This is a genomic window from Alcaligenes sp. NLF5-7, assembly GCF_024266725.1.
Lineage (GTDB): Bacteria > Pseudomonadota > Gammaproteobacteria > Burkholderiales > Burkholderiaceae_B > Alcaligenes > Alcaligenes phenolicus.
In genome coordinates this window covers 366,378-390,279 of sequence record NZ_CP100755.1, presented here as the reverse complement: position 1 = coordinate 390,279, position 23,902 = coordinate 366,378, and the positions used below count along the sequence as shown (strand labels likewise).

At 57.1% G+C, this 23,902-nt stretch carries 16 protein-coding genes and 1 riboswitch; of the genes, 11 read left to right on the top strand and 5 right to left on the bottom strand.

What is annotated here, in order from left to right; genetic code table 11:
- The first annotated feature begins 5 nt into the window (after positions 1-5).
- A riboswitch (Fluoride riboswitch) is annotated at positions 6-78 on the top strand.
- An 80-nt stretch (positions 79-158) separates the two neighbouring features.
- Together MID00_RS01860 and MID00_RS01855 are read left to right on the top strand one after the other, a co-directional pair.
- A complete protein-coding gene (locus MID00_RS01860; RefSeq protein ID WP_250756854.1) occupies positions 159-1,400 on the top strand; it encodes a voltage-gated chloride channel family protein in 1,242 nt (413 codons plus the stop codon).
- A 202-nt stretch (positions 1,401-1,602) separates the two neighbouring features.
- Positions 1,603-2,361, top strand: coding sequence for a class I SAM-dependent methyltransferase (locus tag MID00_RS01855; protein WP_250756855.1), 759 nt, complete (start codon positions 1,603-1,605; stop codon positions 2,359-2,361).
- A 273-nt stretch (positions 2,362-2,634) separates the two neighbouring features.
- Here MID00_RS01855 and MID00_RS01850 read toward each other — a convergent pair whose 3' ends face one another.
- Positions 2,635-4,929, bottom strand: coding sequence for an NADP-dependent malic enzyme (locus tag MID00_RS01850; protein WP_250756856.1), 2,295 nt, complete (start codon positions 4,927-4,929; stop codon positions 2,635-2,637).
- Positions 4,930-5,449: 520 nt separating this feature from the next.
- Here MID00_RS01850 and MID00_RS01845 point away from each other — a divergent pair.
- The 5 genes from MID00_RS01845 to MID00_RS01825 all read left to right on the top strand — a co-directional run bounded on the left by MID00_RS01845 (position 5,450) and on the right by MID00_RS01825 (position 13,863).
- A complete protein-coding gene (locus MID00_RS01845) occupies positions 5,450-8,317 on the top strand; it encodes a 2-oxoglutarate dehydrogenase E1 component (protein ID WP_009457674.1) in 2,868 nt (955 codons plus the stop codon).
- A 34-nt stretch (positions 8,318-8,351) separates the two neighbouring features.
- Positions 8,352-9,566, top strand: a complete 1,215-nt coding sequence (gene odhB / locus MID00_RS01840) for a 2-oxoglutarate dehydrogenase complex dihydrolipoyllysine-residue succinyltransferase (RefSeq protein ID WP_009457673.1) — start codon at positions 8,352-8,354, stop codon at positions 9,564-9,566.
- Between the two features lie 161 nt (positions 9,567-9,727).
- Positions 9,728-11,155 carry a dihydrolipoyl dehydrogenase gene (gene lpdA / locus MID00_RS01835; protein ID WP_009457672.1) on the top strand — a complete coding sequence of 476 codons (1,428 nt, stop codon included), beginning with the start codon at positions 9,728-9,730 and terminating at the stop codon, positions 11,153-11,155.
- Positions 11,156-11,372: 217 nt separating this feature from the next.
- Positions 11,373-12,464: a cell division protein ZapE gene (zapE, locus tag MID00_RS01830; protein WP_035271417.1), complete on the top strand. Its 1,092-nt coding sequence runs from the start codon at positions 11,373-11,375 to the stop codon at positions 12,462-12,464.
- Positions 12,465-12,540: 76 nt separating this feature from the next.
- Positions 12,541-13,863, top strand: a complete 1,323-nt coding sequence (locus tag MID00_RS01825; protein ID WP_022983551.1) for a tryptophan--tRNA ligase — start codon at positions 12,541-12,543, stop codon at positions 13,861-13,863.
- Between the two features lie 363 nt (positions 13,864-14,226).
- On the opposite strand, the gene MID00_RS20595 is transcribed toward MID00_RS01825, so the two are convergent.
- From MID00_RS20595 to MID00_RS01810, 3 genes are all read right to left on the bottom strand, one after another.
- On the bottom strand, positions 14,227-14,886 hold the full coding sequence (locus MID00_RS20595; protein WP_009457660.1) for a CatB-related O-acetyltransferase: 660 nt from the start codon (positions 14,884-14,886) through the stop codon (positions 14,227-14,229).
- A gap of 235 nt (positions 14,887-15,121) precedes the next feature.
- Positions 15,122-15,634: a hypothetical protein gene (locus MID00_RS01815; protein ID WP_250756857.1), complete on the bottom strand. Its 513-nt coding sequence runs from the start codon at positions 15,632-15,634 to the stop codon at positions 15,122-15,124.
- A gap of 3 nt (positions 15,635-15,637) precedes the next feature.
- Positions 15,638-17,986 carry a Tex family protein gene (locus MID00_RS01810; protein ID WP_060185728.1) on the bottom strand — a complete coding sequence of 783 codons (2,349 nt, stop codon included), beginning with the start codon at positions 17,984-17,986 and terminating at the stop codon, positions 15,638-15,640.
- Between the two features lie 160 nt (positions 17,987-18,146).
- Here MID00_RS01810 and MID00_RS01805 point away from each other — a divergent pair, with 160 nt between their 5' ends.
- Positions 18,147-20,201: an ATP-dependent DNA helicase gene (locus tag MID00_RS01805; RefSeq protein WP_026484303.1), complete on the top strand. Its 2,055-nt coding sequence runs from the start codon at positions 18,147-18,149 to the stop codon at positions 20,199-20,201.
- Between the two features lie 130 nt (positions 20,202-20,331).
- On the opposite strand, the gene MID00_RS01800 is transcribed toward MID00_RS01805, so the two are convergent.
- Positions 20,332-20,811, bottom strand: a complete 480-nt coding sequence (locus MID00_RS01800; RefSeq protein WP_254499589.1) for a hypothetical protein — start codon at positions 20,809-20,811, stop codon at positions 20,332-20,334.
- Positions 20,812-21,169: 358 nt separating this feature from the next.
- On the opposite strand from MID00_RS01800, the gene MID00_RS01795 reads away from it, so the two are divergent.
- Genes MID00_RS01795 through dctP form a run of 3 tightly spaced genes read left to right on the top strand, consistent with a single transcriptional unit; the run spans position 21,170 to position 23,898 of the window.
- Positions 21,170-21,535 (top strand): ethanolamine utilization protein EutQ, encoded by a 366-nt coding sequence (locus MID00_RS01795; RefSeq protein ID WP_254499588.1) that lies wholly within the window; start codon positions 21,170-21,172, stop codon positions 21,533-21,535.
- Positions 21,532-22,857 (top strand): FAD-binding oxidoreductase, encoded by a 1,326-nt coding sequence (locus MID00_RS01790; protein ID WP_254499587.1) that lies wholly within the window; start codon positions 21,532-21,534, stop codon positions 22,855-22,857. Before MID00_RS01795 ends, MID00_RS01790 begins: the two co-directional genes overlap by 4 nt.
- A 48-nt stretch (positions 22,858-22,905) precedes the next feature.
- Complete coding sequence (gene dctP, locus MID00_RS01785) at positions 22,906-23,898, top strand: TRAP transporter substrate-binding protein DctP (RefSeq protein ID WP_250756860.1); 993 nt, start codon at positions 22,906-22,908, stop codon at positions 23,896-23,898.
- The last annotated feature ends 4 nt before the right edge of the window (positions 23,899-23,902 follow it).

Sequence of the window (23,902 nt, the reverse complement as noted above, 5' to 3'; positions counted from 1 at the left end):
TACAATTTCTTCCTGGAGATGACGTTCCTCCTTTAACCGCCGTTTCGTTCTGAAGCAGCTGATGACGTCTACAGCGACCTGACCACCGTCGGGGCTGTAGGCGTCTGCGTTTACATCTTCTGTTTGTGGTCAGCCCGATTCCATTGAGCTTACGACCCATGAACAGACTCAAAACCTCACTCTCGCTAAACCTGCTGGCCTATTACGGCAAATGGTTTGTGCTCGCTTGCCTGATTGCCGTGCTGGCAGGCAGCGCTTCCGCTTTTTTCCTTTTTTCACTCGAGCAGGCTACCTCCTGGCGGATGCACCATGCCTGGCTGATCTGGCTACTGCCGCTGGCAGGCTTGGCCGTAGGCTGGGTGTATGAACGCGTAGGGCAGTCTGTTAGTGCAGGTAATAACCTGCTGATCGAGGAAATTCACGATCCCAAGAAAGTGGTGCCTTTGCGCATGGCGCCTTTGGTGCTTGGTGGAACCGTGATTTCCCATTTGTTCGGTGCATCGGTAGGCCGAGAGGGCACCGCCGTACAAATGGGTGCCGCCTTGTCGGACCAGCTAACCCATGTGTTTCGCTTGGACCGGGACGATCGACGCATTCTGTTGATGGCAGGTATGAGTGCCGGCTTTTCATCTGTCTTTGGCACGCCTTTAGCCGGAGCCGTGTTTGGCATGGAAGTGCTGGCGATAGGCCGTATGCGCTACAACGCCTTGTTCCCTTGCCTGATCGCAGCGATTGCTGCCGACCAGGTGGGCCTGGTCTGGGGGGTGCAGCATACCCATTACGTCGTTGAGCACGTCGTGTCACTAGACGGCTGGAGCATGCTGGCTGTGCTGATCGCCGGGGTTCTGTTCGGCCTGATCGGCATGTTGTTCGCCATGCTGACTCACCAGCTTTCCGCCTGGATGAAAAAGAGCATCAAGTATGCACCCATGCGACCCTTCTGGGGCGGGCTGGTGGTGGCGATCGCTGTCTGGGCGTTGGATGCCTACCAGTACATTGGCCTGGGTGTTCCGGAAATAGTGCGCGCTTTCCACGAGCCTATGCAGCCATGGGATTTTCTGGGCAAGCTGGGGTTTACTGTCCTGTCTTTAGGCTCCGGTTTTAAAGGAGGGGAGGTCACGCCCTTGTTCTACATAGGGGCGACTCTGGGTAATGCCTTGGCTCCCTTGCTGCACATGCCTTTTTCAATGATGGCGGGCTTGGGCTTTGTGGCCGTCTTTGCCGGCGCAGCCAATGTACCGATTGCGTGCACACTGATGGCGATGGAGCTGTTTGGTGCAGAACTGGGGCCTTTGGCGGCGATCGCTTGTGTAGCAGCCTATGTGTTCTCGGGGCATGCAGGGATCTATCATGCGCAACGTGTGGGTCATCGCAAGTTCAAACTTCGTCGGCCTGTTTGAGCTGGGTCAGCCGGTCAGTCAGTCAGTCAGTCAGTCAGTCAGTCAGTCAGTCAGTCAGTCAGTCAGTCGGCCACTCGGTGAGCGAGTGGCTAGGGATGCCTCATGTGCCTGCTTAAAAATAGTCTCTTTGTTACGCTGGTTTCCAGGCTCCGCGTTTAGCAAACTACTATATGGCTTGATATCAAGAGACAAAGGTGAAGCGATGGCAGACTCCCAGTTCAAAGATCACTTCTCCCAAGTTGCAGCCGACTATGCCAGTTACCGCCCCAGCTATCCGCAAAAGCTGGCGGATGTGTTGGCCGAACTGAGCCCCGCACAGGATAGGGCGCTGGATTGTGCCTGCGGGACTGGGCAGCTTTCTGTGTTGCTGGCCAAGCGATTCAAGGAAGTGATCGCCACGGACGGCAGTGCCGATCAGATTGCTCAGGCGCAGCCGCAAGAGGGTGTGAGCTATCGCACGGCTTTGGCTGACAACAGCGGTCTGGCTGATAACAGCGTGGATTTGATCACCGTCGCGCAAGCGGCTCATTGGCTGGATCTGGAACCTTTCTATGCCGAGGTTCAGCGTATCGCTCGCCCCGATGCCTTGCTGGCCTTGATCACCTATGGCGTCTTGCATGTGGAGGGTGAAGTGGATAGCGTCATGCAGCATTTCTACTATGAAACCATCGGCGCTTACTGGCCACCGGAGCGCCGTCATGTGGAGGAGGGGTATCGCAGCCTGGCCTTTCCTTTTCAGGACCTGAGCTTGCCGCCTTTGGCCATGGAGGTGGACTGGGATTTGTCCCAGCTCCTGGGATACATCAGAACCTGGTCGGCTGTGAAAGCGGCTGAAAAAGCGCTGGGCGCCAGTCCCTTGAGCGCAGTGGAAGTAGAGCTGCGCAAGCAGTGGGGTGATCCTGACCATCACCGCCGAATCAGCTGGCCTTTGTCTGTGCGGGCAGGGCGGGTGCGGAAATAGGCCGCTCTTGGAGTGTGATGTCTGCTCATCCGGTTCGGACACTTCACGGCTGACGGAGCGAGCTTGCACAAGATTCCGGGCACCCGCCAACCCTGAGAGAGGATACGCGGCTGTGTTGTATCCATTGTGGCTAAATGAGCTGGATCCTGAGCACCGATACTCTGTTGAATCAGGCGACAGCTTTGTTCAGCGAAACTGGGTGCCAAAGTCATCATTAAAAAAAAACCGGATGCCGCTTTACGCTGCATCCGGTTTTTATTCAGCTAAACAGGATTAGCTGTTTTGCTGGGCTTCTTGCTGTGCATCCACAACAGCCAGGGCTGTCATGTTGATGATGCGACGCACCGTAGCGCTGGTGGTCAGGATGTGGATGGGGCGAGCCGCACCCAGCAGGATGGGGCCCATGGCCACACCGTTGCTGCCTGTCATCTTCAGCATGTTGTAGGTGATGTTGCCGGCGTCCAGGTTAGGAGTAATCAGCAGATTGGCCGAACCGCGCAGCGTGCTGTCGGGGAAGGCTTTCAGGCGGATTTTCTCGGACAGGGCGGAGTCAGCGTGCATTTCGCCGTCCACTTCCAGGTCGGGAGCGCGTTCAGCCAGGATCTGACGAGCCTTGGCCATCTTGCGGGACGACTCGGTCTGGCGGCTGCCAAAGTTCGAGTGCGACAGGAGAGCCACGCGAGGCACCACACCAAAACGACGAACTTCCTCGGCGGCCTGGATCGTCATGTCGGCGATCTGTTCGGCAGTGGGGTTCTCGTTGACGTGGGTGTCGCACACAAACAGAGTTTGTGTAGGCAGCATCAGTACGTTCATGGCGGCGAAAGTCTGGGCTTCTTTCTTCAGGCCAATGACTTGCTCAACATAGTGCAGCTGGCTGTCGTAGTTGCTGGCCACGCCGCAGATCATGCCGTCAGCATCACCACGTTGCAGCAGCATCACGCCGATCAGCGAGTTGTGCTTGCGTATCATGGCTTTGGCGATGTCTGGAGTCACGCCTTCACGTGCCTTGAGCTTGTAGTAGGCAGTCCAGGTCTCGGTGAAGCGATCGTCGTCTTCAGGATCAACGATTTGCACGTTCTTGCCCGCTTCCAGACGCAGGCCAGCTTTCTTGACGCGCATGTCGATCACGCTGGGGCGACCCACCAGAATAGGCTGGGCCAGCTTCTCGTCCACGACGGTTTGCACGGCACGCAATACGCGCTCGTCTTCGCCATCAGCGTAAATGATGCGCTTGGGCGCAGCCTTGGCCTGCATGTACAACGGACGCATCAGCGGGCCGGTGTGGTAGGTCATGGCGATCAGTTTCTGACGGTAGGCGTCCATGTCTTCGATAGGACGGGCGGCAACGCCGGAGTCCATCGCAGCTTGGGCCACGGCAGGTGCGATCTGAACGATCAGACGGGAGTCGAACGGTTTGGGGATGATGTACTCAGGACCAAAACGCAGATCTTCGCCGCCGTAAGCAGTGGCCATATCGTCGCTTTGCTCGACCTGGGCCAGATCGGCAATGGCTTTCACGCAAGCCAGCTTCATTTCTTCGTTGATCACGCTGGCGCCAACGTCCAGGGCACCACGGAAGATGAAGGGGAAGCACAGCACGTTGTTGACCTGGTTCGGGTAGTCCGAACGGCCAGTCGCGATAATGCAGTCAGGGCGGGCAGCCTTGGCTACTTCAGGACGGATTTCAGGCTCGGGGTTGGCCAGGGCCAGAATCAGGGGCTTGTCGGCCATGGTCTTGACCATGTCGGCGGACAATACGCCAGGAGCGGAACAACCCAGGAACACGTCAGCGCCAACCATGGCATCAGCCAGGGTGCGGGCATCGGTTTCCTGAGCGTAGCGAGCCTTGTTGGGCTCCATGTTCTCGTCGCGACCTTTCCAGATGATGCCGCGCGAGTCAGCCACGAAAATGTTGCTCAGCTTCACTCCCAGGGCAACCAGCAAGTCCAGGCAAGCAATGGCAGCAGCGCCAGCGCCCGAGCAAACCAGCTTGATGTCGGCGATGTTCTTGTTGACGACTTTCAGGCCGTTCAGAACAGCGGAGGACGAGATGATGGCGGTACCGTGCTGGTCATCGTGGAACACGGGAATGCTCATGCGCTCGCGCAGCTTCTTCTCGATGTAGAAGCATTCGGGGGCCTTGATGTCTTCCAGGTTCACACCACCCAGGGTGGGTTCCAGTGCGGCAATGATGTCGACCAGCTTGTCCGGATCGGTTTCGTTCAATTCGATATCGAACACGTCGATGCCAGCGAATTTTTTGAACAGGCAGCCTTTGCCTTCCATGACGGGCTTGGCGGCCAGGGGGCCGATATTGCCCAGACCCAGCACGGCGGTACCGTTGGTAACCACGGCAACCAGGTTGGCGCGCGAGGTGTACTTGGCGGCGGCTTCTTCGCCTTCGGCGTGGATGGCCATGCAAGCAGATGCAACGCCGGGGGAGTAGGCTAGCGAGAGGTCATCTTGATTGGCTAGGGTCTTGGTAGGGACCACCGAGATTTTCCCGGGAGTGGGATACGCGTGATAGTCCAGCGCAAGTTTGGCCAGATCGGCGTTGGCATCCATTTTGGTAAAGCTCCTGATAGGATTTTCTAGTGTAAAAGTGAATCTAATTTATAAGAAATACAGTCGCCAGGTAGGTGCTGATTTGTTATAGGCAGCATATGTCATGGCAACGCTTGTTGCCTGCCTCAAGGTGACCAAGGGCAGGCTGGGCTCGGTTTGGTGGAAAAGGGGCCCGCGAAGCGCGTACTTGCTGCACCCGATTAGCATATCGGAATTTTTCCTTCATGTGGGGCAGCCAAGGGGCGTCAATCATGATTTGGAGCGCTTCTTTTGTAAGAATTCGCCCTCGTGATAGATCGATGTGTTTGTTAATGCCAACGGTATGACGCAGTCGCCAAGCATTTTAGATGTCATTAATTGCGCCTTTTGTGTGCGGCGTTATACTAGATCAATACGGCTTGTATAAGGCGTCCCACGTTGCCTTCTGCTCCTGCTATCCGCTAACCGGCGAGGTCCGTGTCGCGGAAGGTTTTCCTGCATCTCAACACGAGTGAAACACTCGGATAGGTGAAGCGTAATAATGTCATCGCAAAAAGAACTGCTCAGTAACTCTTATTTGTTCGGGAGCAATGCTCCTTACGTCGAAGAACTCTACGAGTCCTACCTCGACAATCCAGGCTCCGTCGCCGACCAATGGCGCGAGTACTTCGACCAGCTGCAGCACCAGCCTGCGACTGACGGCCGCGACAGCACCCGCGATCAAGCTCACGCTCCCATTGTCGAGTCCTTCGCTCAGCGTGCCAAAGCCAATGCCTTCCTGACCAGCGCCCAAGCACCGGACCTGACAGTTGCCATGAAGCAAGTGTCGATTCAGTCCATGATTGCTGCTTACCGCTCCCTGGGTGCACGCATTGCTGATCTGGATCCCCTGAAGCGCTCCGAACGCCCCAGCATCCCTGAACTGGACCCTGCTTTCTACGGTTTGACCGAAGCAGATCTGGACCAGGTCTACTCCGCCACCAACACTTACTTCACCAAAGCCGACACCATGACGCTGCGCGACATGCTCAAGGCCTTGCGTGATACGTACTCCCGTTCGGTGGGCGCAGAATTCATGTACATCTCCGACCCGGTCGTCAAGCGCTGGATTCAGCAGCGCCTGGAGTCGGTGCATGGCACAGGTTCTTTTAACGTTGAGCAAAAACGCAACATCTTGCAGCAGCTGACCGAGGCTGAAGGCCTGGAGCGCTTCCTGCACACCAAATACGTCGGTCAGAAACGCTTCTCCCTGGAAGGTGGCGAGAGCTTCATCGCTTGTATGGATGAAGTGGTCAACCACGCTGGCGAGAACGGCGTTCAGGAAATCATCGTGGGTATGGCTCACCGTGGTCGTCTGAACATGCTGGTCAACATCATGGGCAAGATGCCCGGTGACCTGTTTGCCGAGTTTGAAGGCCGTCACGCTGAAGGCTTGACCGACGGCGACGTGAAGTACCACAACGGTTTCTCCAGCGACCTGTCCACTCGTGGCGGTCCGGTTCACCTGTCTCTGGCCTTTAACCCATCCCACCTGGAAATTGTTAACCCAGTGGTCGAGGGGTCGGTCCGTGCTCGTCAGGATCGTCGTAGCGACGAAGACGGCAGCCAGGTTCTGCCCGTGCTGGTTCATGGTGACGCGGCTTTTGCCGGTCAGGGTGTGGTCATGGAAACACTGAACCTGGCCCAGACCCGTGGCTACGGTACCGGTGGTACGCTGCACATCGTTATTAACAACCAGATCGGTTTCACCACCTCTGATCCTCGCGATACACGCTCCACGCTGTATTGCACGGACGTGGTCAAGATGATTGAAGCCCCCGTCTTCCACGTGAACGGCGACGATCCTGAAGCCGTGGTGTTCGTGACTCAGCTGGCTCTGGACTTCCGCCGCGAGTTCAAACACGACGTGGTGGTTGATATTGTTTGCTTCCGCAAACTGGGCCACAACGAGCAAGACACTCCTTCGATGACCCAGCCGCTGATGTACAAGAAGATTGGTCAGCACAACGGTACACGCAAACTGTACGCCGACAAGCTGGTTGCTCAAGGCATTCTGTCCGAGAACGAACCCGAAGATCTGGTCAAGGCTTACCGTCAACTGATGGAAGATGGCAAGCGCACGGTTGAACCTGTTCTGACAGACTACAAGAACAAGTACGCCACCGACTGGTCTGCTTTCCTGGGCGCCAAATGGACTGACCAGGCTGACACCGCCTTGCCTATGTCCGAACTGACACGCATTGGTGAAAAACTGACCACCGTGCCAGAAGGCTTTACGGTTCACCCACTGGTCAACCGCATGCTGAACGACCGTCGTGCCATGGCACGTGGCGAAGCTCAGGTGGACTGGGGCATGGGCGAGCACTTGGCCTTTGCAACCTTGGTGAACAACGGCTACGCCATCCGTATTACCGGCCAGGACTCGGGCCGTGGTACGTTTACCCACCGTCACGCTGTGCTGCACGATCAAAAACGTGAGCGCTGGAACGACGGCACCTACATTCCTTTGCAGAACGTCTCCGAAGGCCAGGCCAACTTCACGGTGATCGACTCGGTTCTGTCCGAAGAAGCCGTGCTGGCATTTGAATACGGTTACGCTTCGGCAGAGCCCAACATTTTGACTATCTGGGAAGCTCAGTTCGGCGACTTCGCCAACGGTGCCCAGGTTGTGATCGACCAGTTCATTACGTCGGGTGAAGCCAAGTGGGGCCGTCATTGCGGTCTGACTCTGATGCTGCCACACGGCTACGAAGGTCAGGGTCCGGAGCACTCCTCGGCCCGTATCGAGCGCTTCTTGCAACTGTGCGCTGACAACAATATCCAGGTTGTTCAGCCCACCAACGGCGCCCAGATCTTCCACGTGCTGCGTCGTCAGATGATCCGTCCTTTCCGCAAGCCTTTGGTCATCATGACGCCCAAGTCCTTGCTGCGTAATAAAGACGCTACCTCGCCACTGAGCGATCTGGCTGAGGGTCACTTCATGCCCGTGATCGGCGAGACCGATCAGGCAATTGATGCAGCCGCTGTCAAACGTGTTCTGGCTTGCTCGGGCAAGGTTTACTACGATCTGGTGAACCACCGTAAAGAGCTGGAGCGCAACGATATTGCCATTATCCGTGTGGAGCAGTTGTATCCGTTTGCCCACAAGGCCTTCCAGGCAGAGCTGGCCAAGTACAGCAACGCCAAGGAAGTTATCTGGGTTCAGGACGAACCTCAAAACCAAGGTGCATGGTTCTACATTCAGCATCACATCTACGAGAACATGACCGAAGGTCAGAAGCTGGGTTACGCCGGCCGTGCCGCGTCCGCTTCGCCTGCCGTTGGTTACCTGGCCAAACACCAGGAACAACAAAAGGCGCTGCTGGAGCAGGCTTTCGGCGCTCGCAAAGGCTTCATGCTGACCAAATAACGCACCCTAAATTTTAAATACGGAAAATATAATCATGGCAATTACCGACGTTCTGGTTCCCCAACTCTCTGAATCCATCTCCGAAGCCACTTTGCTGGAGTGGAAAAAACAACCTGGCGAAATGGTCCAGGCTGATGAAATCCTGATCGAAGTCGAAACCGACAAGGTTGTGCTGGAAGTTCCCGCTCCTGCCTCGGGCGTGCTGAGCGAAATCGTCAAGGCCAACGGCAGCACTGTGACTTCCGGCGACGTGCTGGCCCGTATCGACTCCGAAGGCAAGGCCAGCGCTGCCGCTCCTGCCGCCGCTGCACAAGAAGCCGCTCCTGCTGCTGCCCCAGCCGCTGCCGCTCCTGCTGCCAGCTCCGCCGCCTCTTCGGTTGCTTCGCCTGCTGCTGCCAAGATCCTGGCTGAAAAGGGTGTGGAAGCCAGCTCCGTGGAAGGTTCCGGCCGTGGTGGTCGCATCACCAAGGGTGACGCTCTGGAAGCCAACGCCGCTGCTGCTAAACCTGCTGCTGCTCCTGTTGCCCCTCCAACCCTGTCCCTGGACGGCCGTCCAGAGCAGCGCGTGCCCATGAGCCGTCTGCGCGCTCGCATCGCCGAGCGTCTGCTGCAGTCGCAGTCCGAAAACGCCATGCTGACCACGTTCAACGAAGTCAACATGCAAGCTGTGCTGGATCTGCGCAAGAAATACAAAGATCAGTTCGAGAAAGAGCACGGCGTGAAACTGGGCTTCATGTCCTTCTTCGTCAAGGCTGCTGTTGCCGCCCTGAAGAAATACCCTGTACTGAACGCCTCGGTTGATGGCAAGGACATCATCTACCACGGTTACTTTGACATCGGTGTGGCCGTTGGTAGCCCACGCGGTCTGGTGGTGCCTATCCTGCGTAACGCTGATCAAATGTCCATCGCTGACATCGAAAAGCAAATCGCTGACTTCGGTGCCCGTGCCCGCGACGGCAAGCTGACCCTGGAAGAAATGACAGGCGGTACCTTCTCGATCTCCAACGGTGGCGTGTTCGGCTCCATGCTGTCCACCCCCATCATCAACCCACCTCAGTCCGCCATCCTGGGCATTCACGCCACCAAGGACCGTGCTGTTGTGGAAAACGGTCAGATCGTGATTCGCCCCATGAACTACCTGGCCATGTCCTACGACCACCGTATCATCGACGGCCGCGAAGCCGTTCTGGGTCTGGTGGCCATGAAGGAAGCCTTGGAAGATCCACAGCGTCTGCTGTTGAACGTCTAAGCACGCGGTAGTTTCGGTCTAGTATGTTTACGGCCAAGTGCTTGCTTCTAAGCCTTGGCCGACTTTGTTTAAGGCCCTGGGGGTTGGCGTTCGCCACCTGATACTTTCCCGCCCGACTTCCGGGCGGTCCAGCGTGCCTTTTCACATTTATGGGATTTTTTATGGCTAAGCAATTTGATGTTGTCGTGATTGGTGCAGGCCCTGGTGGCTACATCGCCGCCATCCGTGCTGCTCAACTGGGTATGAGCGTCGCTTGCGTGGACGCATGGTCCACCGCTGAAGGCAAACCCGCTCCTGGCGGTACTTGCACCAACGTTGGTTGCATTCCTTCCAAGGCCTTGCTGCAATCGTCCGAGCACTTCGAGCACGCCAATCTGCATCTGGCTGATCACGGTGTGGACGTCAAGGGCGTATCGCTGAATCTGGACAAGCTGATCGGTCGCAAAGACGTGGTCGTCAAGCAGAACAACGACGGCATCCTGTACCTGTTCAAAAAGAACAAGGTCACTTTCTTCCACGGCACCGCTTCCTTTGGCGCCAAGGTTGACGGCGGCTGGTCGGTGAACGTGGCCGGTGCCAACGCTGAAGAGCTGGTTGCCAAGAACGTCATCATCGCTACCGGTAGCTCGGCTCGTGCCTTGCCCGGTGCCGAGTTCGACGAAGAGCAAATTCTGTCCAACGACGGCGCACTGCGTCTGCCCAAGGTTCCCAAGAAGCTGGCCGTTATCGGTGCCGGCGTGATTGGTCTGGAACTGGGTAGCGTGTGGCGTCGCCTGGGTGCCGAAGTGACCATTCTGGAAGGTGCTCCCGAGTTCCTTTCCGCCGTGGATCGCGACGTTGCCAAGGAAGCCCTGAAGGCTTTCACCAAGCAAGGTCTGAAGATCAATGTGGGCGTGAAAGTTGGCGAAATCAAGAAGTCTGCCAAACAGGTCACCATCAACTACGTGGACGCCGCTGGTGCCGAGCACAAGCTGGAAGCCGACAAGCTGATCGTATCCATCGGCCGTGTGCCTAACACTGCCGGTCTGGGTGCAGACACCATCGGTCTGAAACTGGACGAGCGCGGCTTCGTGGTTGTGGACGACGATTGCGCCACCAGCCTGCCAGGTATCTGGGCGGTGGGTGACGTGGTGCGTGGTCCTATGCTGGCTCACAAAGCCGAAGAGGAAGGTGTGGCTGTGGCCGAGCGTCTGGCTGGTCAGCAGCCCCACGTCAACTTCGACACTGTACCTTGGGTTATCTACACCTCGCCCGAAATCGCTTGGGTTGGCAAGACCGAGCAGCAACTGAAGACCGAAGGCCGTGCTTACCGCGCTGGCAGCTTCCCCTTCCTGGCTAACGGCCGTGCCCGCGCACTGGGTGACACGACCGGCTTTGTGAAGGTTCTGGCGGATGCCAAGACGGACGAAGTTCTGGGCGTGCACTTTGTGGGCCCTGTGGCTTCCGAGCTGGTGGCTGAAGCTGTTGCAATCATGGAATTCCGTGGCGCGTCGGAAGATATCGCCCGTATTTGCCATGCTCACCCAACCCTGTCCGAAGCCCTGAAAGAAGCGGCCTTGGCAGTGGACAAACGCGCTCTGAACTTCTGATAGACTTTCAGGGTGTTGTTGGAAAAGGGCGGGCACAGGCTCGCCCTTTTTTTCGTCACGAAAGGCTGATCACAGCAGTCCGTAGCGGTTGCGATGCGTGAGATAATTGACCGCGCAGTATGCTCAGACCCTGCATCAAAAGCGGTGCTGCTGTGGATCGCAGTGCATGCTGGCAGACTACTACCTGTCTTGGACAGGTTCTTTTATTTTCAGTGATATGAATGTTCGCGAGTATTACCATCAGGCTTTAGCGGAAAAAGGCTACCGTGCCGACCAGGCACAGGAGCAAGCTATAGACCGGCTGCAACGCTATTACGACGAGTGGGTAGAGTTTCGCAAAATGCGCTCCAGCGCCTTGCGTCGTATGTTCTCCCGCCCGGAGGTGCCGCGTGGTGTGTACCTGTGGGGTGGGGTCGGGCGCGGCAAGAGCTTCCTGATGGACGCCTTCTACCTGACGGTGCCGCTCAAGCGCAAAACTCGGATTCACTTCCATGAGTTCATGCGCGGCGTGCACAAAGAGCTGAATCAGGTCAAAGGCATGAGCGATCCCTTGGATGAGGTCGCCAAACGTATCGCCAAGCGTTATCGCCTGATCTGTTTTGACGAGTTCCACGTCTCGGATGTGGCCGATGCCATGATTCTGTACAAGCTGCTGCTGGGTCTGTTCGAGCGCGGTACGTCCTTTGTGATGACCTCCAACTATGAGCCTTCCACCTTGTATCCGGAAGGCCTGCACCGCGACCGCATCTTGCCTGCGATTGCGCTGATCCAGAAGAACATGGATATCATGAACGTGGATACGGGCGTGGATTATCGCCGTCGTGCTCTGGAGCAGGTGAAAACCTATTTGACGCCATTGGGCCCGCAGACCACCGCAGAGCTGCAATCAATGTTCACCGCCTTGTCGGACACGGCCCCTCAAGAGCCGGTGCTCAGTATTGAAAACCGGGATGTAAAAGCGGTCGCCTTGTCCGGTTCAGCCGTCTGGTTTGATTTCGAGACCCTGTGCGTCAGCCCACGTTCGCAAAACGACTATCTGGAACTGGCGAACCGCTTCCAGACCGTGATTTTGTCTGACGTACCTCGCATGACGGCGCGTGATGCCTCTGCGGCGCGACGCTTCACCTGGCTGGTCGACGTTTTTTACGATCACAAGGTGAAGTTCATCATGTCCGCAGCGGTGCCTGAAGAAGAATTGTATGTGGATGGCCCTATGGCCAATGAGTTCCACCGTACTGTCTCGCGTTTGATGGAAATGCAATCGCGGGAGTACCTGGAGTCAGAACGGCGCCAGGCAGTTATTTTGTAGGATGCTGGGCGCGGCCACTGGCCACGCGTCTGATTCCTGAACCCTGACACGTAGTTTTATAAGCGTATTTTTTATCATGACGACACGAGTACTGACCGGCGTTACAACGACCGGTATTCCACACTTGGGTAATTATGCCGGGGCGATTCGCCCTGCTATCCGTGCTAGCCAGCAAGCCGATGTCGACGCATTTTTCTTCATGGCGGACTACCACGCCCTGATCAAATGTGACGATCCGGAGCGCGTAGCCATTTCGCGCCGTGCGATTGCTGCTACCTGGCTGGCCTGCGGCCTGGATGTGGAAAAAGTAACGTTCTACCGTCAATCCGATATTCCGGAAATTCCGGAGCTGTCCTGGATGCTGGGTTGCGTAACCGGCAAGGGCTTGATGAACCGTGCCCACGCCTACAAGGCTTCTGTCGACAAGAATGAAGCGGCGGGCGTAGAGCCTGATGATGGCGTCACCATGGGCCTGTTCAGCTACCCCGTACTGATGGCGGCCGACATCCTGATGTTCAATGCCCACAAGGTGCCCGTGGGCCGGGATCAGGTGCAGCACCTGGAAATGGCACGCGATATCGCCAAGAGCTTCAACCACCTGTATGGCCGTGGCAAGGAGCTGTTTGTATTGCCTGAAGTGCAGGTGGAAGAGGACGTGGCCCTCTTGCCTGGTCTGGATGGCCGCAAGATGTCCAAGAGCTACGACAACACGATTCCTCTGTTCGAGGGTGGTGCCAAGGCACTGAAGGCAGCCATTGCCCGCATCGTGACGGACTCCAAAGGTCCCGGCGAGTCTAAAGATCCCGATGATTCGCACCTGACGGCCTTGTACAAGGCATTTGCGACACCCGAGCAGACCCAGGCCTTTCGTCAGCAGTTGATCGACGGCATGGCCTGGGGCGAGGCCAAGGATGCCTTGCATCAGTTGCTGGAAGCCATGATTGCGCCCATGCGTGATCGCTACGAAGCCTTGATGGCTCGTCCCCAGGATATTGAGGATTTGCTGCAAGTCGGCGCGCGCAAGGCTCGTGCCTACGCTACTCCCTTCATCCATGAATTGAAGGCGGCCGTGGGCCTGCGTGACCCCTTGAGCGTGGCAGTTAGCAAGACTGAAGCCAAGGCTCGTAAAGCTCGTTTTGTGAACTTCCGCGACGAAGACGGCACCTTCCGTTTCCGCCTGCAAGATGCTGCTGGACAAGAGCTGTTTCTGTCTCGCTCTTATGCAGACCCAAAACAGGCTGGTGTGGCGATCAAGGCACTGCAGACTGCGGCTTTTGCCGAAGTTGCCAAGCAGGAAGGTCAGGAGTTGCAAATCCATTGTGCCGGTGAAGAAGTGGCACGAGTATCGGCAGATCTGCGTGATGCCGTTGCAGCCGCTTTGGATTCGATGCGCGACTAAGTGGTTTGTCTACTGTGGGATTGATCGGCTGTTCAGGATTGATGCCGCAGTGGAGGCAGCAAGCTTCTTTGAGCAGCAACGCTTCAGCTTGAAGATTGCTTGAAAATGAGCAGCCCCAAAAGAGAGACCTATCTCACTTTTGGGGCTGTTCTTTCTGCGTTGTATTGAACGTGTGCAGAAGATCAAAGCTGGAGCTTGGCTTGAGCTTGCTCGTGTAATCGGCTTTGGCCTTAAATTCATTCTTGAAATCAGGTCAGGTCAAACCAAGCCAAACCAAGCCAAGCCAAATCAGATCTGATTCGAACGTGAACTCTGAATTCTGAGCCCGAAACCTGGATTCGGACTTAAGACCTGGACTTGAGCCTAGGCCAGTCGCCCTTGGGCTTTGGACTTCTGATCCCAGTCCTGGCTGGCCAGCTCCAATGCTGCAATATCTTCTGCGCAGATCACATCTCGCAACGCCGTGAATTTCTCTTCCGACCAGTCGTAAATCTTCAAGGCCAATAGCCGGTCAATCGCTGCGTCCTCAAAGCGCTTGCGCACCGGCACAGCTGGGTTGCCTGCCACAATCGTATACGGGGCCACATTCTTGGTGACCAGTGCACCCGAGGCAATTACGGCACCTTCACCAATGACCACGCCGGGCATGATCATGGCCCGCATACCGATCCAGGCACCGTCATGGATGTAGGTGTCACCTTTGCCAACGTAGGCCTCCGTAATTTTGTCTACGAAGGGATACAGGCTGAACCAGTCCATGCGGTGGGTGTGATTGCCACCCATCAGGATGACGGCCTCGGCACCGATGCAGACGTAGTCACCGATGTGGAGCTGGTCCACTGGCCATTGCGAGGTCCATGCCTTGAGGCTGTACTCGTCCCCGTACAGGTAACGCACCACGCTTTCTTCAAAACTGCCGGTCCAGGCATGGCTGTAGTAGCTGTGCGTGCCACGCACATGGATATTGGGGTTGGATACGGTTTCGTGCAGGAGTTCGACCTGCGACCAGTGTTTTTGCTCCATGTTTTTCCTTCTGGACCTTGCCGCGCTGGAACTGACTTTGCGCCGGTCCCGGCAAAGTGGGTGTTCATGTTTGGGCCAAGCAGCCAAGCGAGCACAAGAGGCTCGCTTGCTGATGTTGATGGCGGGACTAGACTAATGCGCTTTGAGCTGCTTGGCATTCAAGCGGGCCAAAAGCATCAAGCCCTGCATGAATGCTCACGCAGGGCTTGGTGTGTTTAGGCCGGGATTGCTGGCCTTATTCGGCTGGCTGGGCAGGAATATCCAACTTTTCACACAGACTCAGGATTTCCTCCAGGCTCTCGCGTTTGACCACGATCAGCTGAAACTCCTCGTCATAGCTTTGGGCAAATTCCAGCAGGCAGTAGGAGGGGTGAAACTCCTGCAACTGCTCGTTCGCCCATTGGAAAAAGCCGTCCACGTCCTGAAAAGGCATGTCGTCGTAGGGAAAGGCGGGCAGATCCTGGCTTTCAAAGGCAGCCAGAATCTCTTCCCACAGTTCGTCCACGGTATCGGCCAGAGCCAGATAGTCGTCCAGCTCGTAGCTGATGGCCAGGATCAGAGCGCCATCCGGATCGTGTTCCATCAAGTTCTGGGCGTGCTTGCCATACGCCTCACCCATCGCTGTCGGGCTGGCGCTGGCTGTCAGCACGGACTGGCTGATGGCTGCAATATCCTGTTCCTTCTGATCAAATCCGGTCAGCAGATTGAGCAGACGCGTCAGTTGGGAAAGGCGCTCGGTCTCAGTCATGGCTTATCTCCGAAGTTTGCTAAAGGCGGCTGCCATAGCACCTGTCGGTGCCGGTTCAGCTTGCCGGTTGGGGCGATTGTTTCCGGAACGGCGCTGGGGTGCGTTGCTGGTGTTGCTGGAACCACGCACAGGGCCGCTGTCGTCGTTCAGGCGCATGGTCAAGCCGATACGCTTACGAGCTACATCCACTTCCTGGACTTTAACCTTAACGGTCTGCCCAACGCGAACCACATCACGCGGATCTTTGACAAAGGTCTCGGACAGGGCCGAGATATGCACCAGACCGTCCTGGTGCACACCCACGTCCACAAAGGCACCAAAGTTGGCCACATTGGTGACCACGCCTTCCAGAATCATGCCGGGCGTCAAATCGTTCAGGGAGTTGATGCCTTCCTGGAACTTGGCGGTGGTGAATTCAGGGCGAGGGTCGCGACCGGGCTTTTCAATTTCATTAAAAATATCACGCACGGTGGGCAAACCAAAGCGTTCATCCGTGAAGTCCGAAGGCGACAAGCCTTTCAATGCGCCGGATTTACCCATGACATCGCTGGCTTCGGTTTGCAGGCGCTCCAGAATGCGGGCGGCAACCGGGTAGGCTTCGGGGTGAACTGCCGAGGCATCCAGAGGGTTGGCTGCACCGGGAATACGCAAAAAGCCCGCTGCCTGTTCAAAGGCTTTTTCACCAAAGCGCGGCACTTCACGCAACTGCTTGCGGCTTTGGAAGGCACCGTTTTCGTCACGCCAGGTGACGATGTTTTTGGCCAGCGTGTTGTTCAGGCCGGAAACGCGCGCCAGCAGGGGAGCAGAGGCGGTGTTGACGTCCACACCCACGGCGTTCACACAATCCTCAACTACGGCGTCCAGGCTGCGAGCCAGTTCGCGCTGGTTCACGTCGTGCTGGTACTGACCCACACCAATGGATTTGGGGTCGATCTTGACCAGCTCGGCCAGTGGGTCTTGCAGGCGGCGGGCAATAGAGACGGCACCGCGCAGGCTGACGTCCATATCCGGGAATTCTTGTGCGGCCAGTTCAGAGGCGGAGTACACCGAAGCGCCCGCCTCGGACACGACCACGCGGGTCAAAGGCAACTGCGGGAAAGCGGATTGCAGGTCGGCAACCAGTTTCTCGGTTTCGCGTGACGCTGTGCCGTTACCAATCGCCACCAGTTCAACTTGGTAGCGAGTCGCCAGGCCGGCCAGGGTACGAATGGCGCCTTCGCGGTCACGACGGGGTTCAAAGGGGTAGACGGTGGCGGTATCCAGCACCTTGCCGGTTGCATCGATCACAGCGGCTTTTACGCCGGTACGAATACCTGGGTCCAGGCCCAGAACGGCTTTATTGCCAGCGGGGGCTGCCAGCAGCAAATCGCGCAGATTGGCGGCAAACACGCGGGTGGATTCTTGCTCGGCTTCTTCGCGCAGACGGCCAATCAGTTCGGATTCGAATGCTGTCAGCAACTTGACGCGCCAGGTCCAGCGGCAAACCTCGGCCAGCCAATGGTCGCGTGGGCTGGCGTCGGCGGAAAAGTCAGCGCCAATATCGGTCAGCTCGGCGACTTTCAGTACACAAGGGTGGGGCAGAAGCGCATCCTGCTCGGGGTTCAGGCCCAGGCGCAGGTCCAGTGCACCTTGCTGACGACCGCGCAACAAAGCCAGTACACGGTGAGAAGGTAGTTGGCGCAGCGCTTCGTTAAAGTCGAACCAGTCGCGGAACTTGTCGCCTTCCTGTTCCTTGCCTTCGGCAACCTTGGAGTACAGGTGAGCGGACTTCCACAGATAGTCGCGCATGGCTTCCAGCAGATCGGCCTGCTCGGCAAAGCGTTCGGCCAGAATGTCGCGGGCACCGTCCAGGGCGGCTTTGGCCGTGTCGATCTTGGCTTCGGCATTCAGATAGCCTTCGGCCAGCGCCACAGGGTCTGCGTCCTTCTGGGCCAGAATGGCGTCCGCCAGCGGCTCCAGGCCGGCTTCGCGGGCGATCTGGGCACGGGTACGGCGCTTGGGCTTGTAAGGGGCGTATAAGTCTTCCAGACGCTGCTTGGTGTCAGCCGCCAAAATGGCTTGCTCCAGCTCGGGCGTCAGTTTTTCTTGCTGGCGGATCGATTCCAGAATGGCATGACGACGCGATTGCATATCGCGCAAATAGATCAGGCGCACTTCCAGATCACGCAGGACATTATCGTCCAGGCCGCCGGTAGCTTCCTTGCGGTAACGGGCAATAAAAGGGACCGTGGCCCCGTTGTCCAAGAGCTCAACCGTAGAGGCGGCTTGTTGGATGCGGATGTTCAGTTCAGAGGCCAGTAGCGCCAGAATCTGTTGGTGATCCTGTTGCTGGGCGAGGGTTTCCACAGTCATTTCAGTTATGGGTCCATCGTTGTAAAAGGGTCTGCAAGCGCCGCATTTTGCCATAAAGACCGGCAGCGACCCAGAATTGGCAGGTATCATCTTGTATGTATTCCACTGTGATTGTAGACAGTTCTGTCATTCGTCACCTCTCCCTGAGCGGTTTTGCCCCATGTTGTTGCAGGATTATTCCGATATCTTTTCTCCCCAAGGCCCTCTGGCAGAGTCTGTCTCGCACTATCGTCCGCGGCAGGCTCAGCTGGAGCTGGCCCAAGCCATCAGCGAGACGGTTGCCGAGTCCGGTGTATTGATTGCCGAGGCTGGTACCGGAACGGGCAAGACCTGGGCCTATCTGGTGCCTGTGTTCATGCAAGGTGGCAAAGCCTTGGTCTCGACCGGTACGCGCACCTTGCAGGACCAATTGTTCCGTCGGGATATTCCCCACCTGCGCAAGGCGCTGGCCTTGCCGGTGGATGTGGCCTTGCTCAAGGGGCGCAGCAACTACGTTTGTCATTACCATTTGGAACGATTGGGGCAGGATGACCGTGCCCTGAAGTCCCGTGCGGAAATTGCTTATCTGCGGGCCATCCAGCTTTTTACGGAGCGCAGCCGTAGCGGCGACAAGGGTGAGCTGGCCGAAGTCCCGGAAGACGCGGATATCTGGCACCGAGTCACTTCCACACGCGATAACTGCCTGGGACAGGATTGCCCCTTTGTGCGCGACTGCTTTGTGATGAAGGCGCGCCGTCATGCCCAGGATGCGGATGTAGTAGTGGTGAACCATGCTCTATTCATGGCGGACCTGGCCTTGCGCGAAGAGGGTGTGACGGATTTGTTGCCTAGCGTGGATCTGGTGGTGTTTGACGAGGCACACCAACTGCCCGACGTGGCCACCCGTTTTCTGGGTAGTAGCGTGTCCTTGTATCAATTGACGGATTTGTGTCGTCAGATAGAAGCGGCGGGTCTGGCCCAGGCGCGCGAGACCGTGGACTGGAGTCAGGTGGCGCGCAAGCTGGAGCAAGCGGCTCGGGATTTGCATTTGCGCACCGCGTCGCTGGCCGCCCAAGGTGGCCGTGCCACTTTTCAGGCCTTGCCCGAGCCCGAGCTTTTTGATGAGGCGCTGGAGAATTTGCTGGAGACCTTTGACAAGGTCATCAAGATGCTGGCCATGGTGGCTGAGCGCCATCCTGATCTGACGGCGGCGCATAAAAGCGCCTTGGAGTTACGTGCGCGCTTGTTCCAATGGAGCCAGCCGGATCGTCAAGGCCGCCACGCCTATTTGCCAGAAAGTGAAAAAGACGAAGACCAGCCCGACGAGTTCGTGCGTTGGGTAGAAAGCGGTCAGCACTATCTGCGCCTGCACAGTGCCCCTTTGTCGGTGGCCAAGATTTTCTCGCGCTACCGAGGCAAGGAGCAGTCCTGGGTGCTGACCTCGGCCACCTTGTCGGTGCATGGTGATTTCAATCACTTCAAGCGTCAACTGGGTTTGTTTGATGCTCGCACCGAAGCCTGGGCTTCGCCTTTCGATTATCCGAATCAGGCGCTGTTCTACGTCCCCAGCACCTTGCCGCTTCCTAGCCATCCCAACTTCAATCAGGCCTTCGTGGATGCGCTTATTCCGCTGATCAAGGCGGGGCAGGGTGGTGTGCTGGTGCTCTGTACCACCTTGCGCTCGGTCGAGCGGATTGCAGATATGCTGCGGGACCGATTTGATCGGGAAGACATCGAACGCAATGTGCTGCGCCAGGGGGAGCGTTCACGGCAAGTTCTGCTGGACGAGTTCCGTGCCCGTGGTAATGCGGTTTTGGTGGGGAGCGCCAGCTTCTGGGAAGGGATTGACCTGCCCGGTGATGCCTTGACGCTGGTTGCTATCGACAAGCTGCCCTTTGCTCCGCCGGATGATCCGGTGCTGGAAGCGCGTATCAAGGAGTGCAAGGACAGGGGCGGTAATCCCTTCATGGAATACCAGTTGCCCGAAGCCGCCATTGCCTTGAAGCAAGGGGCAGGGCGTTTGATCCGTACCGAACGTGATTGGGGCGTGCTGATGGTGGGCGACACCCGTATTGTCGAGAAGCCCTACGGCAAATTGCTGTGGCGTGGTTTGCCCCCCTTTGCGCGTACTCGTGATCCTGCCCGTGCCTTGGCGTTTCTGCGGGAGCAGAAAGCCAGGCGGCAGAGTGCTCAAGCCAGCGATGTGGAACTGAACGACAGCTCTGAACAGGCTTGAGAATACGGCTTGTATTCCGTTTGCCTTGGCTTGGACTACACGCTTGTAGAAGCTTGAGGCAGAGGAGCAGAGGAAATAAAGCCAGCCGCTCCCTGTGCAGCCTACCGCGGGCTGGCTTTTTTATATAAATCTAGGGCAAGGACTCGTCTGCGATGATGTCCTCTGCCACCAAGCCCCACAAGAACAGATCGGGCGTGCCAGCACCTTCCAGATTGCCCTCTATCTGCTGCAGCACGGACATGATGGCGCTGCGATTGCTGACTGCCTCAAATGCTTCCCGAGTGATAGGCGGATACCAGCCCTGCTTGAGTACAGCGACAGCCATGGCCAGCGCCACGGAAAACACATGCTGGCCCAGCATGGGGACCTGAACCGTCTCGCCTGCGCGATTGCGCACATCAAACATCTGCTCTTCATCAGGCAGTGCTGCACCCAGGCGCCAGGCCAGTGCCAGCCCGAAGGCTTCGGGAATCATCACGCAAAGCTTGGTCGCACGGACTTCTGACAGGCCGCTGGCTTGCAGTTGAGTGATGCATTCGTCAATGCTTTGCTTCGCTGCCAGGACAGGAATGGCTTGCAGCACCTGTTTTTCTGCTTGTTCGTGATTCATGGTGTCTGCTTTAAGAAGGAGGCACGTCCGGGGACGGGGAAACGGTGGCGAGGAAAAGTGTGGTGCATGTCCACACTTGTTCAGAAATCAACAATCCATTCTGCTGATTTTGCATCCGGGTAATTTTAGCCAGGATCCTGAGCACGAGGCCCGTCAAAAAAACGGTTTGCCGCTCCATGAGAAACATCATTCCGAAGGGTGCTTGTAACGCCGGCTTCATTGTTTAAATGTAAAACACTTGACTGCCGAACGCAGGGTAATCCCCATCCTCCAATAGATTGACTCCCCAAATCTGGCTCATTACCATCACAGCATACAACTATGTATGTTCTAAATCCACTTGTGTTTGGTGATCCTAATGACGGCAGAAAAGACTATGCCGCGGGTAATGCGTTTTGATGAGTTGGCCTTCCAGCCTCGACAGGAAAAGCCCGAGATGGCACAACTGGCCGAGATCGTGGGAGAACAGGACGGTACGCCTTTAAGTGCCGGTTATGCCCGCTTGAGCAAGGCACGGATTGAATGGACCGTCCTGTATGACGAAGTGGTCACGGTGATTGAAGGCAGCATCAACATTCACACCCCACAAGGAGTGTTGACGGCTGGGCCTCTGGATTGCATCTGGCTGCCTGCTGGCACACCCTTGATTTACGAAACAGAATCCGCCTTGATTCATTACTGTCTGCATCCCAGCAACTGGGCTAGCGCACGGACGGCCGCATGAGCATCCGGAAAATCACGCGCTTGCCGGAGAACGACAAGACCAATGGGTGGAGTCGGCTGCTGACTCCTCGTACCCCCAAACCGTCCCTGGCTAAAGACATACAGGCGGATTGGGTGATTGTCGGTGGTGGTCTGGCCGGTTTGGCCGCCGCCCGTCGTCTGGCAGAGAACCGCCCCGGTGACAGCATCGTGGTACTGGAAGCGGATCAGGTGGGCGAGGGTGCTCAAGGTCGAAACTCCGGCTTTGCCATTGATAGCCCCCACAACGTGGGTAGCTCGATGGGCGAGCTGGATGCCGCGCGTTCGCATCTGCGCCTGGCACGTACGGCGATTGCATATCTGAAAACACAGGTAGAGCGTTACGGCATTGAATGCGACTGGAGTCCCATCGGTAAGTTCCACGCTGCGGTCTCGCAAGAGGGCGTAGAGAAAACACTGAAGCCGACGCGTCAGGTTCTGGATTCCTTGCAAGAGCCGTACGAATGGCTGGACGGCAAAGCCTTGCAGGACAAGTTGGGGTTCACGCATTTCCGCACAGGCATTTATACCCCCGGTACCGTGTTGCTGAACCCGGCGGGTCTGTCGCGTGGTCTGGCCGACAACATGCCTCCCAACGTTACCGTCTACGAAAAAACGCCTGTGCTTTCTGTGCAGCAAGGTGATGGCGTCACGCTGGAAACACCCGGTGGCAAAGTGCGTGCCGGCAAGATGATTCTGGCTGTGAACGTGTTTGCCGAGCAGTTCGGTTTTTACAGCGGCAAGCTGATGCCCATGGCCGCTCATGCCAGCCTGACCCGCTGCCTGACGGAAAGCGAACAGCGCGAGCTGGGTGGTTTGCCCAGTTGGGGATTGACCCCCGCCAATGCCTTTGTGGGCATCACCATGCGTCGTACCAATGACCAACGCATTCTGATCCGCCAGCACATGACTTACGCGCCCAATTTGCGCAGTGATGATGAAAGCCGCCGCCGCGTGCGCATTGAGCACAAAACCCTGTTTGACGAGCGTTTCCCGAATCTGAAGAACGTGGAGATGGAACACACTTGGACGGGCTTTATCTGCCTGTCCCGTAATGGTTCCCCAGGCTTTGGGCAGGTGGCACCGCATGTGTATTCCGCGGTGTGTCAGAACGGGGTGGGTCTGACCAAGGGCACGATTTCCGGCATGTTGGTCGCCGATCTGGCTTGCGGTGTGGACAATCCCTTGATTGCCGATATGCAGGCTTTGGGGCAACCCGATGCCTTGCCGCCACGTCCGTTTCTGGATGTGGGTGTCCGGGCCCGTTTGGGCTGGGAGTTATGGCGGCACCGGGCGGAAGCCTGATAGCCGACGTTTGAACAATAAATTTAAAAGACATACCCAGGAGGAGTTATGAAGCTTTTGAGCAAGACCTTGCTGACGGTGATGTTCAGCCTGAGCGCGGCCACCGTGTCCGCACAGACCATGCGCATTGCAACGGACTCGGGCGCGCAAGGCTCGCCTAGCGGTGATGCAATCGAGAAATGGGCTGCGCTGATCAAGGAGGGTACGCAAGGCGCGGTGTCGCCACGCGTTTTCTATCAAAACCAGTTGGGTGGTCAGGAAGAGGTGTTCGACCAGCATGTAGCCGGTGATGTGCAGTTGATGCTGAACTGGCCCATGACTTCCTACGACAAGCGCATTGCGGTGATCTACACGCCCTACATGTTCACCACCTGGGAAGAAGCCTTGGCCGCGTACCAGCCCGGTGGCTGGTTGAATGAAACGCTGGACGGTATCTACAAAGAGAACGGCTTGAAGTTCTTCGGTGCCTGGCCTGAAGGATTCAATGGCGTCGCCACTAAAGGCAAACATGCGGTGACGGTAGAGGACGCCAGGAACATCAAGGTACGTGTCCCCCCGATCTCCATGATGCAGCAGTCCGTGCAAGCCATGGGTTATCAGACGGCAGCCATTGACTGGGGCGAAGTGTTTACGTCCATTCAGACCGGCGTGGTGGATGGCGATGCAGCCAACGTCATTTACTACGACTACGAGTATTTCCGCGACACGCTGGATTACTACGTGCGCAGCAAGCAGCAGTTCATTACCGGCGTGCTGTCCATGAACCTGGAAGCCTGGGAAGCCTTGAAGCCCGAGCAGCAGGAAGTGATTCAGGCCTCGGCCATCACCATCATGCAAGATCAGTTTTCCAAGGCCCAGGTAGCGGACGCGGCCATTGTGGAGAAGTGGAAAGCGCTGGGTAAAACCTACCTTGAGCTCGACAAGGATCAACTGGCTGCTTTGGGCACCCATGTGCGTGCCAAGGTCTGGCCTGCGATGCACGCTGAAGTGGGCGACAGCATCATGGCCCATATCGAGAAAAACGCCTCGGCTCTCAAGTGAACAC

Bases quoted from the DNA above. Each gene is read 5' to 3' on its own strand.
- MID00_RS01860 (WP_250756854.1), top strand. From the start codon at position 159: ATGAACAGACTCAAAACCTCACTCTCGCTAAACCTGCTGGCCTATTAC.
- MID00_RS01855 (WP_250756855.1), top strand. From the start codon at position 1,603: ATGGCAGACTCCCAGTTCAAAGATCACTTCTCCCAAGTTGCAGCCGAC.
- MID00_RS01850 (WP_250756856.1), bottom strand. From the start codon at position 4,929: ATGGATGCCAACGCCGATCTGGCCAAACTTGCGCTGGACTATCACGCG.
- MID00_RS01845 (WP_009457674.1), top strand. From the start codon at position 5,450: ATGTCATCGCAAAAAGAACTGCTCAGTAACTCTTATTTGTTCGGGAGC.
- odhB (WP_009457673.1), top strand. From the start codon at position 8,352: ATGGCAATTACCGACGTTCTGGTTCCCCAACTCTCTGAATCCATCTCC.
- lpdA (WP_009457672.1), top strand. From the start codon at position 9,728: ATGGCTAAGCAATTTGATGTTGTCGTGATTGGTGCAGGCCCTGGTGGC.
- zapE (WP_035271417.1), top strand. From the start codon at position 11,373: ATGAATGTTCGCGAGTATTACCATCAGGCTTTAGCGGAAAAAGGCTAC.
- MID00_RS01825 (WP_022983551.1), top strand. From the start codon at position 12,541: ATGACGACACGAGTACTGACCGGCGTTACAACGACCGGTATTCCACAC.
- MID00_RS20595 (WP_009457660.1), bottom strand. From the start codon at position 14,886: ATGGAGCAAAAACACTGGTCGCAGGTCGAACTCCTGCACGAAACCGTA.
- MID00_RS01815 (WP_250756857.1), bottom strand. From the start codon at position 15,634: ATGACTGAGACCGAGCGCCTTTCCCAACTGACGCGTCTGCTCAATCTG.
- MID00_RS01810 (WP_060185728.1), bottom strand. From the start codon at position 17,986: ATGACTGTGGAAACCCTCGCCCAGCAACAGGATCACCAACAGATTCTG.
- MID00_RS01805 (WP_026484303.1), top strand. From the start codon at position 18,147: ATGTTGTTGCAGGATTATTCCGATATCTTTTCTCCCCAAGGCCCTCTG.
- MID00_RS01800 (WP_254499589.1), bottom strand. From the start codon at position 20,811: ATGAATCACGAACAAGCAGAAAAACAGGTGCTGCAAGCCATTCCTGTC.
- MID00_RS01795 (WP_254499588.1), top strand. From the start codon at position 21,170: ATGACGGCAGAAAAGACTATGCCGCGGGTAATGCGTTTTGATGAGTTG.
- MID00_RS01790 (WP_254499587.1), top strand. From the start codon at position 21,532: ATGAGCATCCGGAAAATCACGCGCTTGCCGGAGAACGACAAGACCAAT.
- dctP (WP_250756860.1), top strand. From the start codon at position 22,906: ATGAAGCTTTTGAGCAAGACCTTGCTGACGGTGATGTTCAGCCTGAGC.